We start from the raw sequence: 14,585 nt of genomic DNA, 5'->3' as shown, positions 1-14,585 counted from the left end.
AACTTGCCACTCAAAAAATCTTCCTATATTTCCCTTGTTCTATTCGGCTTAGTTTGCCATCTTTGATAAAGGCTTCTATCCACTTGTTTGCCGTACTTCCATTCTCGCCCAAAGTTAAAACCGCCGCATCATAATCTTTCTTTGTGAAAGTGTCAGGCAACATATTATAAAGGGTGTTCCTTCGTGCATAAACGCCTGTCTCTTGCGAAACGGTATTGAATCGTTTAGACTGATTTCCTGACAAATTCTGATAAATGAATACGGCATGATAAAGCAGGGTGTCGCAAATACTCATGGCTACGGAATAGTCAAACTCATGGCAAACCAATTGTACAGTCTCGTCAGAAGAAGATTTGTGAATCACATTATCCAAATGTCGGACAACGGTCAACACCATCATTATACGATAAGCAATCAGTCCCATCCGTCTGACTACTCCTTGCATCTTGTTATCCACTTCGTCACAACATTCCTCATTCACCCGACTGAGATATTCAATAAAGTGTTCCTGTAAATCAGAGGGAAGAGAAAAGGAATAATTACCCTGCCGTACAAAATTCTCATGTAAATGGCAGAATTTATCTCCCAACAGTTTGAACATGGCATTCTTGGATTGGGAAATGTCGCTTGTGGCAAACACATTTCTTATACCTCGTTTGAAGCGGATAATATAGAAACAAAAGCGACTCATCAATCCGTTCTCTGCATCAGGTATCAATCTTCTTACCTGTTCTGGAGTTCCAGCCAAAGCTACCGATACTCTCGGATTGGCTACTTCACAATACTCTCTATCCTTACGCCTACTCAAACTTACCAATTCATGATGGAATGCCTTTCGCAACACATCGGAGTAATTGCCGTAGTCCGATTTCAAAGTCTGACTTAACGTGTCGCCCTCCGATTCAAACAGCAGCCCGATTCCGTCATTATCTCCTAATATCTTCAAGAAAGAGCTTGCGCTACTATTGGCTGGAATCACGAGCATACGCATGGGCGGTTCAGTTGGCATAGCCATTCCATCGGTTTTCTTACCTTTAATATATGTGTTCATTGCTTCTTTATATTCCTGTTCCAATCGTTTGGAAAGTTCATGCAAATGGCGGTTGATGGGGGCTACCAATTCACGGCATAGAGTCAATGCTCCTTTTCCCATACCGGCATCCGCTACAACAAACAGATAGAGGTTGGGATAAACAATGCGTTCATCGTACACGCCACAAACATTATGAAAGCATACCGACAAACACACAATAGCCCCGATTAATATCGTATCACGGTCATCTACCGAAATGGAATTATTGACAACCTCATTTAGAAAAGGAGGAAGATGCTCAAACACACATTCAGGAAATGTAGGAAGTTCTTCTTCTGATTTTATCCATTTACCCGTTTTACCATTTTGGATATTTGGCAAAATGGATAAATGCTCTTTGAAGAACGGAGCCAATGAGATTCCAGCTTGATTTGCCAAATGGAAGAAAGAACGGATAGTAATGCCTTGCCCTTTGGAGTGCAGACAATGCGTGTATTGTTTATCCGTTTCTTCCTTTTGATAGGTAGGGTAAAACCTGCTGATGCGGTGGTAATACTCCCGCCCGTTCTCTCCCAATCCATCCACAAGCGCAAAGCCCAACTCCACCCAATCTTTATAATGAGGGGCTATATCAATGGCACACTGTTCTATCTCCCGAACAACACTTTCCACATCATCCTCCACCTTATTATATATAGGGGCAATACTTGGTGTATGTGCCTGTTGTATTTCAGAAGGGACATTCTCCCAATCTTGGGCGGAAAATATTTTCTTCGACATCATCTTTGTATTTAGGGTTAATATATGCTTGTGGGTCGTAGGGTAAGAAGCATGAACGAGCCACATCACTGCCGGACATATCCACCAATGGCAAACCTGTCGCTTTGATACAGTTGGTAACAGCCTTGAAGTACCGGGAATGTTCCCAGCCTTTCAAATCAACAGGTATTATCCACTTCAATCCATTACCGGATGGACTGACAAATAACAGTTCTGTATCAAAATACTCATGGTTAAGTAATTGTTGCTTTAACCTCCCTATGTTATCCACATGATCGAAATCCAAACACATCAATCCTGAGTGCATAATCAGTTCCTTTTCATTCCGTTTTCGGAATAATCCCGAAAAAGTACAATAGTCAAAATGGGTGGCTTTGTACCTTTTGGCTTCGGGAGAGGACTGCATCTGCCGCAGGTTCTCGGTTTGTGGTTGGGCATAATGTCCGATGACATAACGATACACATCCACAATACCTATAGCCCTCATCGGTTCGATGTTTTGAATGGGCTTGCGAAAGAATGAAAAGCAATAGTCGGTCGTTTCCATCATCTGATAATCTTTTTAGATTCGACAAATCGTCTGGCTTCTTCCATTAAGTCATCTTGGGTCTTGTGCGATTTGTTCTTCAGCCAATCGTCAATCTCTGATTGCAGGAAAGCCAAAGCCTTGTTTATTTTATGTACGGGAATCTGTTTGGTTGACACCCATCCATAAACCGTTTGTTTGGCAGGATGTGATGGCAGATAAGCGCAAAGCTCATCTATATCCATCCACTTGGGTGAGTTACTTGCCTGTTTATGCTGCAAGGCATTCACTTTAGATTGCAGTACTTCTACGGACTCAATCAGGTAGGACAACGCATTCGGCATTTCCTCCAATGAATTTACTTTATAGGCCATTTTTTCTTCGTATTAAAATTTATGCCACAAAAGTATAGGGATGCTTATAGGTGCTAAATAGGTGCTTGACCGCCACCAATCAACCGCTCATTTACCACTGACAGATTTAAGTTTCATTAATACGAAAATTTATTGGGCAACATAATAAAAGGGGAATAAACGACTGTTTGGACTAACACATTCTTTACTGAACACCTCTATACTACAAAATACCCCTCAAAAAGTTGATGCTTCATGAGGGGTAAACGGTGGTAAGTATATGATTGGTATTACATAAGTCGTTGGTGCTCAATGGTGGATATAACCACCACAACCTATAAATCCAAATTTTCTATATGCAGTGTATTGGCGGCTTTCTCTTTTTGTTCGTTTACAATATGCGTATAAATCTGCGTGGTTTTGACGTTAGTATGTCCCATCAAAGACTTGATGGTGTATATGTCAACGCCATTTTCCAGCAACAGCGAAGCATAGCTATGCCGCCCACAATGGAAGGTGATGTGCTTCTTGATACCGGATGCTTCTATCCAGACTTTCAACGGGCGAGAAATCCAAGAGGCATCAGTCAATCCTTCAAAAACAAGTGCTTCATCATCGTCTGGACGTATGCCGCATAGTTGAAGTGCCTGTTGAATGACTGGCTTGTAATCGGGCCTTTTTGTCTTTTGCTGAATTACTACTGCTTGCCATGTACCTTTGCTTGTTTGCTGAATTTGTTTCCATTTCAAAGTTTGAATATCACTATGCCGCAATCCAGTGAGAATAGAGAACAAGAACGCACGTTTCAAAACATCATCCTTGCAAGGAGTATCAACCAACATTTGCACTTCATTCATGGTAAGCGCAACACGAGGCTTCTCTATGTTTGTTATTCCCTTTACTTTCGCGCTTATATCAACGGTCAGATATTCATCAATGAACGCCTGTTTCAGTCCGGCTTTAAGTATGGAAAAATAGGTTGATGCCGTGTTTTGTGAGATAGTACCTTTCTTATTCCCTCCCATTGGAGCACGGAGAAGGAACATCTTTATATCTTCAAGCAGTTTAACGGAAATCGCCTTGAATGGAATTGGTTGCCCTTGTGAATACATTTTCAATAATTCACCTACACGCCTCCAGTTGACTATAATCGAATCGGAACTATTGGGATGACGTGTGCTTATAATACGATTGAAATACTTGATAAAATCCTGTTCGCTCCGCTCATTCTGTGCAGCGATTTCGTTTTCCTTATCAGTGTATAGGATGGCACTATCGTATTCATGCTGCCGTAACTTCCGCACATTGTCGGCATAGATGCAAGCCTCTTGGTCTATCGTTGAACGGCATTGGATAATTCCATTCAAATCACGTTTAGGCTTATAGTTGAATGTTCCATCCGGCAAGATTCGTGCTATGGATGACTTATCCCAAATGGGTGTGGATATAGTTCTGTTGATAGATTCCACCACACGGCTTGCCCGTTTAGAACCTCGCTTATACACTGGGTATGACTCTATAATCAGATACCACTCTTCTTTATAATTCGACCTTCTGAGTTTGACGGTCACTTTGGTATTGGGTAATGCTTTCTTCATAACGACTTATACAATTTATCAATTTCAGATTTGGGAACATAAACATAGTTACCGATTTGGCGTGTAGGAATAGAATGACGGCGCATGTGCTTAAACACACTGCTGTCATTGATATGGAACTTCTTTGCGATCTCTCCGATGGTGTAACAATCTTTGGGTTCAAAGGACAATGCCTCCTTTTTTCTCTTTCTACTCCCTGCCTTTGTTTTGAAGTGTTCATCCATATACTGCCGACTAAGGCGTATCAGACGCTGACCAAAATTGTATGACGGTATCAAGCCTTGCCGTATCATACGATAAAGAACGTCTTTACTAATTCCGTAAATCAGCATAGCTTCCTTTACGGTTAGATACCCCTTACTGGATGGTATTCGTCTAATCAGTGCTTGGCGTATCGCTTCTTTCTCTTTTGCGATTTGTCTTTTCTTATACGCCCTCTTGGAACAAGCAGGGCAACAATACTTCGACACTAATGTCGGAGGAGTAAAGATTTTACCGCACTCCTCGCAACTTCTTTGAATGATGTAATTTCCTCTTGGCATATTCTTCTCGTTTTAAATGGTTTATATCAATTTAAGTTGTACCTTATCGCCAAATAAGACGTGTCGCAAACATGTCGCAAATAAGAGATAAAAAAGCCCATAGAAAACACATAGCAACCATGACCCCCATAAACGCAAAAAGCGTGCAACTCATTGAGCTGCACGCTTTTGCTTATTGTTTATTATCTGTATCCTTATCGGAATCATTTGACCTCCTCAAATATAAAGTATATTGATAATCAGTTAGTTACTGTTATCAAGATACAAATGATATGCAAATGTAAGTATAAAACCATATAGAAAAAGTACAAATGGACATTACTTTGTATGATAACATCCTTTTCTACAGATTAAGGGTTAACACAATGTTATACTACTGATATTCAGCATATTGAAGCTGTTCTTCCTTGCATTCAACAAAGAGTGTTAAATTATATTAAATCCTACAGGGCAATTATGATTCGTGCAAAGATAATATTTTGCAGTCAAAGGAAGAAAGACTTCTTGAACCACTTCTATGGTTCTATACTTCTGTTTCTGACGTAAGCTGACCCGTACGGTTTTCGGGTTTTAGACGGACATATATACAGTTTACTTTAGGTTAGCATATATATAAGAGCTAACCAAGGTAAACTAAAGTGTTTTTGTCCTGTAGATACTGCACTTTGTGGACTCTTTTCTCCTTTGACTGCAAAAACCTCTTATAGCCTTATCTCCACCTATAACGTCACTTCACACTGCTGTACCATGCAGTCTGCCATGTACCACCCCATCGGGCTTTGATAAGAATTGTGTTGCAAAGGTACCTGTCATGGCGTTCATCCTGCAAGGTCGGTGCCTGTGGTTTGTCCGTGAAATCTCCACGCTCTGATTGTGGCAGAGGTAGTATTTGACGGCAAAACCTTGCATTGATGAGCCATAACACCTTTTGGGGCAACATAATTCTTTAATCAATCCCGATGGTAGTTGGTTCTACATAAGGGAAGAAAATAAAAATTTTATCTTATGGCTAACATTTGCGACACTCAGTACAAGGTGACAGGCTCACGCAAAGCCGTGGCAGACCTTTGGAACACACTCCAAGAGTTGGAGGTGAACAGTAATAATGTGTATCTGTATCTCTTGGCAGAACACTATGGCATTGACTACGAGAAGAAAGGCATCTCGGTGAGAGGACACATCTATTGGGCAGAGTATGAGGAGAACGTGGAAGACGATTATGCCCTCTTGTCCTTTGACACCGAAAGTGCTTGGTCTTCATGCGACTTGTTCTTTGAGGAGGTGAACAAGGCACTTGGCGATGAACTTTCAATCAGTTGGCGAGAGGTTGAGCCAGGTTGCGACATCTTCTATACGCACGATGAGAACGACTTCTTCCCCGAAGAGTGCTACGTCACTGCATACGGAGAACTCTTTGAGGATTGTGAGGGTGCTTACTCCACCTTTGGTGATGCTATCAAGTTGTGGTGTGAGAAGACTGGTGTCTCACAGGACGGAAGAAGCGAACAGAAGATGATTGACTTCATCAATGAATACGAGTATGAGGCAGAGGACACGAATTTCTGCATCAATCCAATCACATTCGGCTAACAAGGAGGAACGGATATGGCAACGATAGACATGGAGCAGTTGGACGGCGTTGTAGGGTGTTTCTGCACCTTGCTTTATCCCCGAAGAGGTCAGACAGAGGGAACGATTGTCGAGGACTTGGGTTGTGAGGTCATTGTCCAGCTCATCAACGGCAAGGAAGTGACGGAGTACAAGGATGATGTTGTCATCTGTGAATAATCAGGAGAGAGTCTGTTGGCTATGTGGCTTGCAGACTCTTTCTTCCTTTGACTGCAAAAACTCTTTTAGGACAATCCTCCAATGAGGTTATGGCTGTTGTAACTGAAATACCTTGGGAGCAAGTTGTGCGGTTTGCTCACTTGCTCCAGTCCTGTTATAGAAGCGATGCTTCGACACCTGTATAGCGATACGTCGCCAAAGTCCCTTCGCCGTTTTAAGCGTCTCTGTACCTTGTTATAGGAATGGTCATTTCGCCTTTTGGTTTTACTCGTCTGTCTTTTGCGACTCTTCCTTGTCGGACACAGAACTTGGTCTTAGCATGATGACAGTGCTATCGCCAATCCTCTGATGTCTGTCCTCTTTTGGCTTGATGCCTCTATTGCTAAGCTGACCCTTAGGCTTGTCGTTCATCGTGCATCAGTGTTCATGCTCCTCACTCTTCTGATGATACAGCTGTAAGGTCGGATTTCCCGCTTCGTTTCTCCAGGCATACAGCCATAGCAGTGCCCCTGTCTGTTGCATACGGATTGCCTCCTTGCTTACAACCTTTGTTCCATTGTTTGGCCCCGTCTTTTTCTGAATTGAGCTATTTGAAAGCCACTTATTTTTACCATGCAAAGGTAGCGTGATGCTGCGAAGGACTTCCTCCTTCTTGTGTGGCCGCTATCGCTGTGACCAATAAAATAGTGCGTAATCTTCCTTTTTCTCCCTTACCGCCAACGACAAAAAGAGTATTGCGAACGATTTTCATGGTGCTTCCCACATGGTGCCACATCCCTGCTTTTGAATGCATGTAAAAATTAAGTTTCACTTTTAAATTCAATTCAAAATGAAAAAGATCGAGAACAACTTCACAGTTTCAGGTTTCGTAGGTAAGGATGCAGAAATCCGTCAGTTCGCAAACGCCAGCGTAGCACGCTTCTCGTTGGCAGTAGGCCGTCAGGAGAAGAACGGCGAGGAAACCAACCGCGTATCGGCTTTCATGAATATGGAGGCATGGCGCAAGAACGAGCACACCGAATCATTCGACAAGCTCACCAAGGGCACGTTGCTCACCGTCGAGGGTTTCTTCAAGCCAGAGGAGTGGACAGACAAGGATGGCGTGAAGCACTCCAGAATCATCATGGTTGCAACCAAGTTCTACGAGTGTCCCGACAAGGAGGAGACTCCTGCGGAAGAGCCGGCCAAGCCAGCAACCAAGAAAGGCAAGAAATAGCCTTTCCTCTCCATAACAAGGCGACCTTCGGGTCGCTTTTGTTTTGCTCAGGGACATCAATCTGCTGTTATAGCGTGTGATAATCTTCTCTAATAACAACCATGTGCATTTATTAACCATAACGGCAACGCCGTCTTCCTTTATTCTAACCACTTCGTCCCTCACCATTTGCGAAACGTCACCAAGATGGTTGGCATACAGATATTCCCGGCTGATGGCGACAAAGTCGCTATTAGCCAAGAAAGACAGTATGCCAAGGTCTGAACGCGAGAGGACTGCCATCTATGCCACAAGATGCCGAAGCCGAGGCTTCTGATAATTGTGTCCTTTACTGGCTATCCACTCGCCTTGATATTCAGACCGTCAATCTTGCGACAGCTTCACTACCCACCCACACCTGCTTTACTATTCTTCTTCTCTTTGACTGCAAAATATTTTCTGTTATAAGCGGTGGTTTCGTCCAAGTGCGTTGTATCGCTTCGCCCCACACCTTCAGAACGGCATTACTGTACGGACACCGCACGAATCCCATGTGACAGGCAGCCAACAATGTCACTATCAGAAACTGACACTTCTGATAACTGCCTTTATTGCTGTCTGGCTGTCCCATTATCGGGCTTCGGCAATGTCCGTGTAATGCCATTCTGCCCACCCATACCACCTTTACCACTAATCAACTGTTTTACAATTTCTCTTCTGCTATACAAGAGGCAGTTCTTGTCCACTCAGGCATATTGAATGTGGCAGACATGTCTGCTACGTCCAATCTGCCTCAGTGTCCTGCGGCAAGGACAAGGCACATTTGTCATGCTGACAGGAGTGCCCGATTTGTCCGTTGCGCAACTGTCTCTTCTTGCCTGATATACGTTACTATCTACTTCTAAATTATACTGCTTTGCCCCACGCCTTTGCGAAGCGTTACATGGTCTGTCGTCATACAGACATCCTTGGCTGATGGCAACACGTTGCTATTAGCCAAAGCTGACAGTATGCCGAAGTACCGACGCGAGAGAATTGTCTGTCCGTGCTACAAGCTATCAAGGCTGAAGCTTTGATGACTTGCATCCCGGTCAGCCAACACACTCGCTTTATGTCGGTACAGCAGACCTGCAAACACTTCACTGCCCACCCTTACTGTTTCAATCTTTCTTCTTACCTCTTTATATATAACACATCATTCCTCTTGCAGCCAATATCAATAATCTTCTTCCAATCAGCGCAGTGGTAGGCATATTTCCTGCAAAGTTAGCCGCGTCTGAGACAATCGTCAAATTCTGCTTGAGGTCTTGTGACTGTGAACAATCTTCCTTTTCCTCGGAAAAGAGTATTCTTCACACATAATTTGTCTTTATGTCTTTTCTTGCGGCTTGTGGGAGCAGAAAATATCCCTCCACAGGCTGAAAGGTCTCGAAAGGAGGGAAGAGAAAGAAACGGTTAAGCGAACGCAGAGGGAATTTATTCACTATGCTGAGCGTAAGTTTCTTCAACGTAGTTAAACAAGTCCAGCGACATGGGCGACAAACTTATTTGTATCACTAAAAATAGAAAGGCAATGAAGATTATCATCCTGCATGATGCTGACGCACGCATCGAGTATCTTGACGTAGCCGACCACCTTCTCGGCTCAGACATCGAGGAGTTCCTCACCAGACAGGGCTTCTCAGTGAACAACATCACATGGCTTGTCACATCGGCAGACCATATCCCAGTGGTTTACCACAAGTATGACATCGACTGCAAGACCGGCGAGGCAACCCACACCAAACGAGAGGCAGAACTGCAAGACCTCACTATCCACGGACAACTCCAGGCATTGCAGCACCGGGAGCAGGACGAGCTGAAAGCGGCTCTTCGCAAGTACGGCACGGAGGTGGACGGAGGCTTTGAGGTGCATTTCGAGGGAGAGCAGCCCATCGTGGCAGGTTATCTCTTTGACGAGCCTCGTGACATCGTCATAGACGCAGCACGTTTGGATGCCGACGGAAACTTGTCGCTTCTTGGAGAGGACAAGGAAGTGAGGGATGGACAATACGACATAGAGCCAAGCGACATATTTGGCGGTCAGTTGGACTATGTCACGTCGAGTATAGGTGCATGGATGAAGTAGGAGCATGTATGACCCAGTGCATCGTATATGACGAGACGACCAAGGAGAGCGAGACCTTTTGCTCATTGACCGCAGCCAAGAAGTGGATGCGAGAGCGCATCAAACAGAAGCATGAGGTAAGCGGACAGAAGTACAGAGTCTATTCCGACGGAGAGTTTGTTAATTGCGGCTCTATCAGTCTCACAGGCAGCAACAAGTCTTTTGTCGCCAATACAAGGCAGACGAAGAAAGGATATTAATAACAAGGTAACGGCAAGCCTAACCAACTTGCCACACATATATTGATATGGAAAAGCAAATATTGAGTTTTAATGACTTGCCATCAGCATTGTCATTAGTAATAAACAAGCTGGAGATTTTAGAAGAAAAGTTTTCCACACTAATGACTCAAATTCAGCCCGATAAGGGATTGGAATGGCTTAGTGTTTCCGAATTGAGTGAGTATCTCCCTACCCATCCAGTTGAACACACAATCTATTGTTGGACAAGCAATAAACAAATACCATTCCATAAGAAGGGGAAACGTATCATGTTCCTCAAATCTGAAATTGATGAGTGGATGCAAGATAACAAGAGTAGGTCACGAGCAGAAATTATGAATGAAGCAATAGCTTATGTTCAATCAACAAGAAAAGTCATTTAAATAACAAGGTAACGGCAAGTCTAACCAACTTGCCACTATAACATTTTCACATTATGATTTACACTCACACTATCGGACGCATCGGAGCAAAGGATTGCCGCGTCATCACAGGTACACACGGAACATTCATGGCTGTTGACATCGCAGTGGACGACTACAGTAAGGGCAAGCAAATCACCACTTGGGTAAGGGTGAAGAGCAGCAAGGAGAACCATATCCGTTTGGCTGAATACCTCACCAAGGGTCGTATGGTGCTTGTGGAAGGCACACTGACTTCTTCCATTTGGACAGACCGCAACGGAGAGAACCACATACAGCATAGCATCATAGCTGACTCCATCGCCTTTGTCAATGCAGGGAAGAAGGATGCAACCGACACACCTGCAACAAAGGCACGCAAGGCAGCCAAGGCAGAGGGCGAGGCTCCCGTACCGCCAGCCGATGCACCGCAGGACAAGAGCGAAGACCTTCCCTTCTGAGGGTAGTATCAACTGAGAGTAGTACGTACTAATCGTAGTAAATCCGCTTTTACTATGGTTAGTATGTACTATCAGTAGTAGAATAGTAAAGTAGTATTCACTAATAGTAGTATCATGTTATGACACAGATAATTGCAGTATTAAATCACAAGGGTGGTGTAGGGAAAAGTACGACCGCAGTAAGCCTTGCGGCAGCTCTGCAACTGAGTAAGAAGAACGTCTTGGCTATTGACATGGATGGACAAGCCAACCTCACGGAAGCCTTGGGATTGTCCATCGAGGAAGAACAGACAGTCTATGGCGCAATGTGTGGACAGTACACCTTGCCGTTGGTCAAGTTGCACAACGGCATCACCGTCTCACCCTCATGCCTTGACCTGTCTGCGGCTGAGTTAGAGCTTATCAGCGAGCCGGGACGGGAGCTTATCTTGAAGGGACTTATCACCAAAGCCATCGCCAAAGAGCATTTCGACTACATCATCATCGACTGTCCACCGTCATTGGGCTTGCTGACCTTGAATGCCCTCACCGCAGCCGACTACATCATCATCCCTGTTCAAGCGCAATACCTTGCCATGAGAGGTATGGCAAAGTTGATGGACATCATCCGCATCGTTCAGGAGCGGCTCAACTCCAACCTTAAAGTGGGCGGCATCGTCATCACCCAGTTCGATCGCCGCAAGACGTTGAACCGAAGCGTGAGGGAAATCGTCAATGACAGTTTTCACGAGAAGGTTTTCAAGACCGTCATCCGTGATAATGTGGCTTTGGCAGAAGCACCCATCAACGGCAAGACTATCTTTGAGTATAATCCCAAATCCAATGGTGCCAGTGATTATATGTCTTTGGCAAAAGAAGTGTTAAACTTAAAATAGCATAGCCATGAGCAAGAGCAGTATGTTGAAAGAGGGAATGAAAGGCGGTCTCAACGGACTCCTTTCTTCCACAAAGAAGCCGAGTAAGGAGCAGATAGTCACAGAAACTACACCAGCACCACCTGTGTCTGTTTCTGAGACTACCGAAGTGCCGGTGCATTGCAATTTCCTTATCAACAAGAGCATCCACACGAGGATGAAGTACCTCGCCATCAAGAAAGGGATGTCCTTGCGTGATATTGTCAATGAGGCAATGACAGAATACCTAAAGCGGCATGACACATGAGTGCCGCGCGGTATCATCGCCGAACAGACGATGATACCGCTATCTCTTCTATAAACAGACTTTACTATCCGTAGTATGGTAGTAAAAACTATTCGACTATTATACTATTCGTAGTCGATACTACTTTTAGAAAATACTATCCAACTCATTTTTAGGGCAATAGTTTTCTCTGCTTGTAGGACTGTCTCCATGCTGATAAAAGGCAATGTCGTTCCCTATTACAAGATTTTCTCTTTTTCCCTCATATCAACTATCGTCCTTCCCCATATACAGCTTCGCCCCACGCCATCCCGCCCGTTTCCTCTTTTACATAACAGATTTCTTTTCGCCTGCCTTGCCGCTGCGGATATTGTTTTGCAAAGGTAATGCTGGCGATTGTTCAAACACCAAATCGTCCATTGCATTTGACCGAAAAATCTTCCTCTGCGTGCAGAGCGTATTTTTCGCTCCCGATTTGGCTTTTTGATCGCCATCACTCTTGGAAAGCAAAAAATATCCCTTGGGCAGGCAGGAAAAGCCTCCGAAATAAGGGAAGAAAAAACATAAGAGCAATGGCACACAAGAATGACTATCAAATCCAAAAGCAGTTAGACAAGCCTCAGACTTGGTTCTGCAAATACTATCCCGCACGCATCCGCAATGTGGGTGAGAAGGAGATTGCCGACAGACAATTAGTGTTTGACTTCAAGGACGGAAGAGCCTACGAGGAAGTGGCGCAGCGCACCGCAGAGAATATGCTGACACTCTACGGCAAGGGTTGCGTGAACATCGTCTTCGCCCCCGTTCCAGCATCCACAAGCGAGAGCAACGAACTCCGCTACAAGGCTTTCTGCCACAGGGTGTGTGAATTGACAGGAGCGGAAAACGGCTACGAGCACGTGAGGGTATGCGGAGAGCGTAAGACCATCCACGATAACCGCAAGAACGAGGATGAAGTCCGCAAGGCGAATGTCGTTGAGTTTGATGAGCCGTTCTTCGACAACAAAATGGTGTTGGTCTTTGACGATGTGATAACCAAGGGTCTCAGCTATGCCAAGTATGCCAACCAACTCGAAAGGCTCGGGGCATGTGTTATTGGCGGTATGTTCCTCGCACGCACACATTATAAAGTAAGGTAAAGTATGACAAAGTACGACAAGGCAGTGTCCGTATGCTTCAGCGGACACCGCAGCGTACCTTTCGCCAAGCGGAGGGAGTTGAAGCAATGTCTCAAATCGGAGATAGCCAAGGCGTATGCCGACGGCTACCGGTATTTCTATTGTGGCATGGCAATGGGATTTGACCTGCTGGCGGCAGAAGCCGCCCTTTCGTTGCAATGCGAGTTGAAGGACTTGCAGGTGATAGCCGTTGTGCCGTTCCGTGGTCAGTCTGACCGGTGGAGCAAGGAAGAGCAAGCCAAGTATGATGCCATCCTGCGCATCGTGGATGACGTGGTCGTATTGAGCGAGCAATACTACAATGGCTGCCTTCTGAGGCGCAACGACTATATGGTCAACCGCAGTTCACGTCTCATAGCCTACTTCGATGGCAATCCCAAGGGCGGCACGTTCTACACCGTCAGAGAAGCCAAGAGGCAGGGATTGGACATAGTGAATCTTCATAATAGTGTATAACCCATAAAACAGAAAATGCTTATGGACGATATTGTTGCAATCATCGTTTGCTACTTCGTGTTCGGAGCTTTGGGCAATGTGCTCAGAGCTTTGTTCGGCGGAGAGAGACGAAACGACTTCCGCCGTGACCGCTAAGCGTCTTTAAACCAAGATACGCTGACAGCCATACGTCTGCACCTTACCCCAAAAAGATGCAGCGGATAATTGTGTCCGTAGGCAAGGATATTCAGATTCCTCACCTTAACATTTTGATAAAAATAAAGATACTGCTGCCTATATTTCAAGACAGCAGTATAAACCTTACTCTGCAGGTGCCCATTTGCAACGCACAGGAGAGACGATTGCACCCTCTGCTTTCAGCTGCTTCATGGCTGCATCTACCTCTTTGCGGTCGAGACCGCTGAGTTCTGCGATTTTACCTGCGTTGAGAGGCTGACCAGCCTCTTTCATTGTTGCCAATACTTTTTCTTTTGCGTCCATTGTTTTGATGATTTGATGTTTTGTTTATAATCTTGTTATTAACTCTTGTATTTTGTCTTCCCTTATAATCTTCGGTTGTGCCTTACCTGCCAGAACGAGAATTTTCTTCCCGTTTCTGTAGATGTGCAGCTGTCTGCTTCGTACCACTGCTGTCAAGGTCTCATCATCCTGCATGGCTTGCCATATAGGATAATACACACCTTCTGGTTCAAACAACTTCTTCTGAAGGTGTGAGCACATGTTGGTTGTATCTATTGTCATATCGT

At 44.6% G+C, this 14,585-nt stretch carries 22 protein-coding genes; 11 read left to right on the top strand and 11 right to left on the bottom strand.

The features are described 5' to 3' along the window. Window positions 1–10 precede the first annotated feature (10 nt). From INE92_RS01870 to INE92_RS01845, 6 genes are all read right to left on the bottom strand, one after another. Window positions 11–1,813, bottom strand: a complete 1,803-nt coding sequence (locus tag INE92_RS01870) for a DUF3987 domain-containing protein (protein ID WP_004313939.1) — start codon at window positions 1,811–1,813, stop codon at window positions 11–13. After that, a complete protein-coding gene (locus INE92_RS01865; RefSeq protein ID WP_004313940.1) occupies window positions 1,764–2,363 on the bottom strand; it encodes a BT4734/BF3469 family protein in 600 nt (199 codons plus the stop codon). The genes INE92_RS01870 and INE92_RS01865 overlap by 50 nt, the downstream gene beginning before the upstream one ends. Beyond that, entirely contained in the window at window positions 2,360–2,713 is a 354-nt protein-coding gene (mads1, locus tag INE92_RS01860; protein ID WP_004313943.1) for a methylation-associated defense system helix-turn-helix domain-containing protein MAD1, read from the bottom strand. The genes INE92_RS01865 and mads1 overlap by 4 nt, the downstream gene beginning before the upstream one ends. A 314-nt stretch (window positions 2,714–3,027) precedes the next feature. Beyond that, window positions 3,028–4,290: a site-specific integrase gene (locus INE92_RS01855; protein WP_005818825.1), complete on the bottom strand. Its 1,263-nt coding sequence runs from the start codon at window positions 4,288–4,290 to the stop codon at window positions 3,028–3,030. Beyond that, window positions 4,287–4,832 carry a helix-turn-helix domain-containing protein gene (locus INE92_RS01850; RefSeq protein WP_005818824.1) on the bottom strand — a complete coding sequence of 182 codons (546 nt, stop codon included), beginning with the start codon at window positions 4,830–4,832 and terminating at the stop codon, window positions 4,287–4,289. Before INE92_RS01850 ends, INE92_RS01855 begins: the two co-directional genes overlap by 4 nt. Window positions 4,833–5,559: 727 nt before the next feature. Beyond that, entirely contained in the window at window positions 5,560–5,772 is a 213-nt protein-coding gene (locus INE92_RS01845) for a hypothetical protein (RefSeq protein ID WP_007837487.1), read from the bottom strand. Between the two features lie 65 nt (window positions 5,773–5,837). On the opposite strand from INE92_RS01845, the gene INE92_RS01840 reads away from it, so the two are divergent. Then, window positions 5,838–6,422: a hypothetical protein gene (locus INE92_RS01840; protein WP_005816332.1), complete on the top strand. Its 585-nt coding sequence runs from the start codon at window positions 5,838–5,840 to the stop codon at window positions 6,420–6,422. Window positions 6,423–6,437: 15 nt separating this feature from the next. After that, the gene (locus tag INE92_RS01835; RefSeq protein WP_004319908.1) at window positions 6,438–6,620 is read left to right on the top strand and encodes a hypothetical protein; all 183 of its coding nucleotides are present in this window, start codon (window positions 6,438–6,440) and stop codon (window positions 6,618–6,620) included. Window positions 6,621–7,227: 607 nt separating this feature from the next. On the opposite strand, the gene INE92_RS01830 is transcribed toward INE92_RS01835, so the two are convergent. Further along, window positions 7,228–7,371 carry a hypothetical protein gene (locus INE92_RS01830; protein WP_007897403.1) on the bottom strand — a complete coding sequence of 48 codons (144 nt, stop codon included), beginning with the start codon at window positions 7,369–7,371 and terminating at the stop codon, window positions 7,228–7,230. Window positions 7,372–7,449: 78 nt separating this feature from the next. On the opposite strand from INE92_RS01830, the gene INE92_RS01825 reads away from it, so the two are divergent. After that, on the top strand, window positions 7,450–7,836 hold the full coding sequence (locus tag INE92_RS01825) for a single-stranded DNA-binding protein (protein WP_004319910.1): 387 nt from the start codon (window positions 7,450–7,452) through the stop codon (window positions 7,834–7,836). A gap of 355 nt (window positions 7,837–8,191) precedes the next feature. Here the strand turns inward: INE92_RS01825 and INE92_RS01820 are convergent, their stop codons facing one another. After that, complete coding sequence (locus tag INE92_RS01820) at window positions 8,192–8,506, bottom strand: hypothetical protein (RefSeq protein ID WP_224204806.1); 315 nt, start codon at window positions 8,504–8,506, stop codon at window positions 8,192–8,194. Between the two features lie 882 nt (window positions 8,507–9,388). Here INE92_RS01820 and INE92_RS01815 point away from each other — a divergent pair. The 6 genes from INE92_RS01815 to INE92_RS01790 all read left to right on the top strand — a co-directional run bounded on the left by INE92_RS01815 (window position 9,389) and on the right by INE92_RS01790 (window position 12,226). Further along, a complete protein-coding gene (locus tag INE92_RS01815) occupies window positions 9,389–9,943 on the top strand; it encodes a hypothetical protein (protein WP_005816324.1) in 555 nt (184 codons plus the stop codon). Then, entirely contained in the window at window positions 9,931–10,182 is a 252-nt protein-coding gene (locus tag INE92_RS01810; RefSeq protein WP_007837480.1) for a hypothetical protein, read from the top strand. Before INE92_RS01815 ends, INE92_RS01810 begins: the two co-directional genes overlap by 13 nt. Window positions 10,183–10,229: 47 nt before the next feature. After that, complete coding sequence (locus INE92_RS01805) at window positions 10,230–10,586, top strand: helix-turn-helix domain-containing protein (protein ID WP_007837478.1); 357 nt, start codon at window positions 10,230–10,232, stop codon at window positions 10,584–10,586. Window positions 10,587–10,639: 53 nt separating this feature from the next. After that, window positions 10,640–11,065 (top strand): single-stranded DNA-binding protein, encoded by a 426-nt coding sequence (locus INE92_RS01800; RefSeq protein WP_005816321.1) that lies wholly within the window; start codon window positions 10,640–10,642, stop codon window positions 11,063–11,065. 119 nt (window positions 11,066–11,184) lie between these two features. Continuing rightward, complete coding sequence (locus INE92_RS01795; protein ID WP_005816319.1) at window positions 11,185–11,940, top strand: ParA family protein; 756 nt, start codon at window positions 11,185–11,187, stop codon at window positions 11,938–11,940. A gap of 7 nt (window positions 11,941–11,947) precedes the next feature. After that, window positions 11,948–12,226 (top strand): plasmid partition protein ParG, encoded by a 279-nt coding sequence (locus INE92_RS01790; protein ID WP_005816317.1) that lies wholly within the window; start codon window positions 11,948–11,950, stop codon window positions 12,224–12,226. A gap of 306 nt (window positions 12,227–12,532) precedes the next feature. Here the strand turns inward: INE92_RS01790 and INE92_RS01785 are convergent, their stop codons facing one another. Then, window positions 12,533–12,784, bottom strand: coding sequence for a hypothetical protein (locus tag INE92_RS01785; protein WP_225494525.1), 252 nt, complete (start codon window positions 12,782–12,784; stop codon window positions 12,533–12,535). Here INE92_RS01785 and INE92_RS01780 point away from each other — a divergent pair. Continuing rightward, window positions 12,778–13,344: a hypothetical protein gene (locus tag INE92_RS01780; protein WP_005816315.1), complete on the top strand. Its 567-nt coding sequence runs from the start codon at window positions 12,778–12,780 to the stop codon at window positions 13,342–13,344. The genes INE92_RS01785 and INE92_RS01780 overlap by 7 nt on opposite strands. A gap of 3 nt (window positions 13,345–13,347) precedes the next feature. After that, window positions 13,348–13,839, top strand: a complete 492-nt coding sequence (locus INE92_RS01775; protein ID WP_005816313.1) for an SLOG family protein — start codon at window positions 13,348–13,350, stop codon at window positions 13,837–13,839. A 300-nt stretch (window positions 13,840–14,139) separates the two neighbouring features. On the opposite strand, the gene INE92_RS01770 is transcribed toward INE92_RS01775, so the two are convergent. Next, a complete protein-coding gene (locus INE92_RS01770) occupies window positions 14,140–14,319 on the bottom strand; it encodes a transcriptional regulator (RefSeq protein WP_005816310.1) in 180 nt (59 codons plus the stop codon). A gap of 24 nt (window positions 14,320–14,343) precedes the next feature. Continuing rightward, entirely contained in the window at window positions 14,344–14,580 is a 237-nt protein-coding gene (locus INE92_RS01765; protein WP_005816304.1) for a hypothetical protein, read from the bottom strand. Between the last annotated feature and the right edge of the window lie 5 nt (window positions 14,581–14,585).

The sequence above is a fragment of the Bacteroides xylanisolvens genome (genome assembly GCF_018289135.1).
Classification (GTDB): Bacteria; Bacteroidota; Bacteroidia; order Bacteroidales; family Bacteroidaceae; genus Bacteroides; species Bacteroides xylanisolvens.
The sequence above is the reverse complement of the archived record's forward strand: the minus strand, read 5'-3'. Positions and strand labels throughout refer to the sequence as shown.

What these genes read in the sequence shown, in the direction of transcription:
- INE92_RS01870 (WP_004313939.1), bottom strand. Translation starts at nt 1,813, where the DNA reads ATGTCGAAGAAAATATTTTCCGCCCAAGATTGGGAGAATGTCCCTTCT.
- INE92_RS01865 (WP_004313940.1), bottom strand. Translation starts at nt 2,363, where the DNA reads ATGATGGAAACGACCGACTATTGCTTTTCATTCTTTCGCAAGCCCATT.
- mads1 (WP_004313943.1), bottom strand. Translation starts at nt 2,713, where the DNA reads ATGGCCTATAAAGTAAATTCATTGGAGGAAATGCCGAATGCGTTGTCC.
- INE92_RS01855 (WP_005818825.1), bottom strand. Translation starts at nt 4,290, where the DNA reads ATGAAGAAAGCATTACCCAATACCAAAGTGACCGTCAAACTCAGAAGG.
- INE92_RS01850 (WP_005818824.1), bottom strand. Translation starts at nt 4,832, where the DNA reads ATGCCAAGAGGAAATTACATCATTCAAAGAAGTTGCGAGGAGTGCGGT.
- INE92_RS01845 (WP_007837487.1), bottom strand. Translation starts at nt 5,772, where the DNA reads ATGTTGCCCCAAAAGGTGTTATGGCTCATCAATGCAAGGTTTTGCCGT.
- INE92_RS01840 (WP_005816332.1), top strand. Translation starts at nt 5,838, where the DNA reads ATGGCTAACATTTGCGACACTCAGTACAAGGTGACAGGCTCACGCAAA.
- INE92_RS01835 (WP_004319908.1), top strand. Translation starts at nt 6,438, where the DNA reads ATGGCAACGATAGACATGGAGCAGTTGGACGGCGTTGTAGGGTGTTTC.
- INE92_RS01830 (WP_007897403.1), bottom strand. Translation starts at nt 7,371, where the DNA reads ATGAAAATCGTTCGCAATACTCTTTTTGTCGTTGGCGGTAAGGGAGAA.
- INE92_RS01825 (WP_004319910.1), top strand. Translation starts at nt 7,450, where the DNA reads ATGAAAAAGATCGAGAACAACTTCACAGTTTCAGGTTTCGTAGGTAAG.
- INE92_RS01815 (WP_005816324.1), top strand. Translation starts at nt 9,389, where the DNA reads ATGAAGATTATCATCCTGCATGATGCTGACGCACGCATCGAGTATCTT.
- INE92_RS01810 (WP_007837480.1), top strand. Translation starts at nt 9,931, where the DNA reads ATGGATGAAGTAGGAGCATGTATGACCCAGTGCATCGTATATGACGAG.
- INE92_RS01805 (WP_007837478.1), top strand. Translation starts at nt 10,230, where the DNA reads ATGGAAAAGCAAATATTGAGTTTTAATGACTTGCCATCAGCATTGTCA.
- INE92_RS01800 (WP_005816321.1), top strand. Translation starts at nt 10,640, where the DNA reads ATGATTTACACTCACACTATCGGACGCATCGGAGCAAAGGATTGCCGC.
- INE92_RS01795 (WP_005816319.1), top strand. Translation starts at nt 11,185, where the DNA reads ATGACACAGATAATTGCAGTATTAAATCACAAGGGTGGTGTAGGGAAA.
- INE92_RS01790 (WP_005816317.1), top strand. Translation starts at nt 11,948, where the DNA reads ATGAGCAAGAGCAGTATGTTGAAAGAGGGAATGAAAGGCGGTCTCAAC.
- INE92_RS01780 (WP_005816315.1), top strand. Translation starts at nt 12,778, where the DNA reads ATGGCACACAAGAATGACTATCAAATCCAAAAGCAGTTAGACAAGCCT.
- INE92_RS01775 (WP_005816313.1), top strand. Translation starts at nt 13,348, where the DNA reads ATGACAAAGTACGACAAGGCAGTGTCCGTATGCTTCAGCGGACACCGC.
- INE92_RS01770 (WP_005816310.1), bottom strand. Translation starts at nt 14,319, where the DNA reads ATGGACGCAAAAGAAAAAGTATTGGCAACAATGAAAGAGGCTGGTCAG.
- INE92_RS01765 (WP_005816304.1), bottom strand. Translation starts at nt 14,580, where the DNA reads ATGACAATAGATACAACCAACATGTGCTCACACCTTCAGAAGAAGTTG.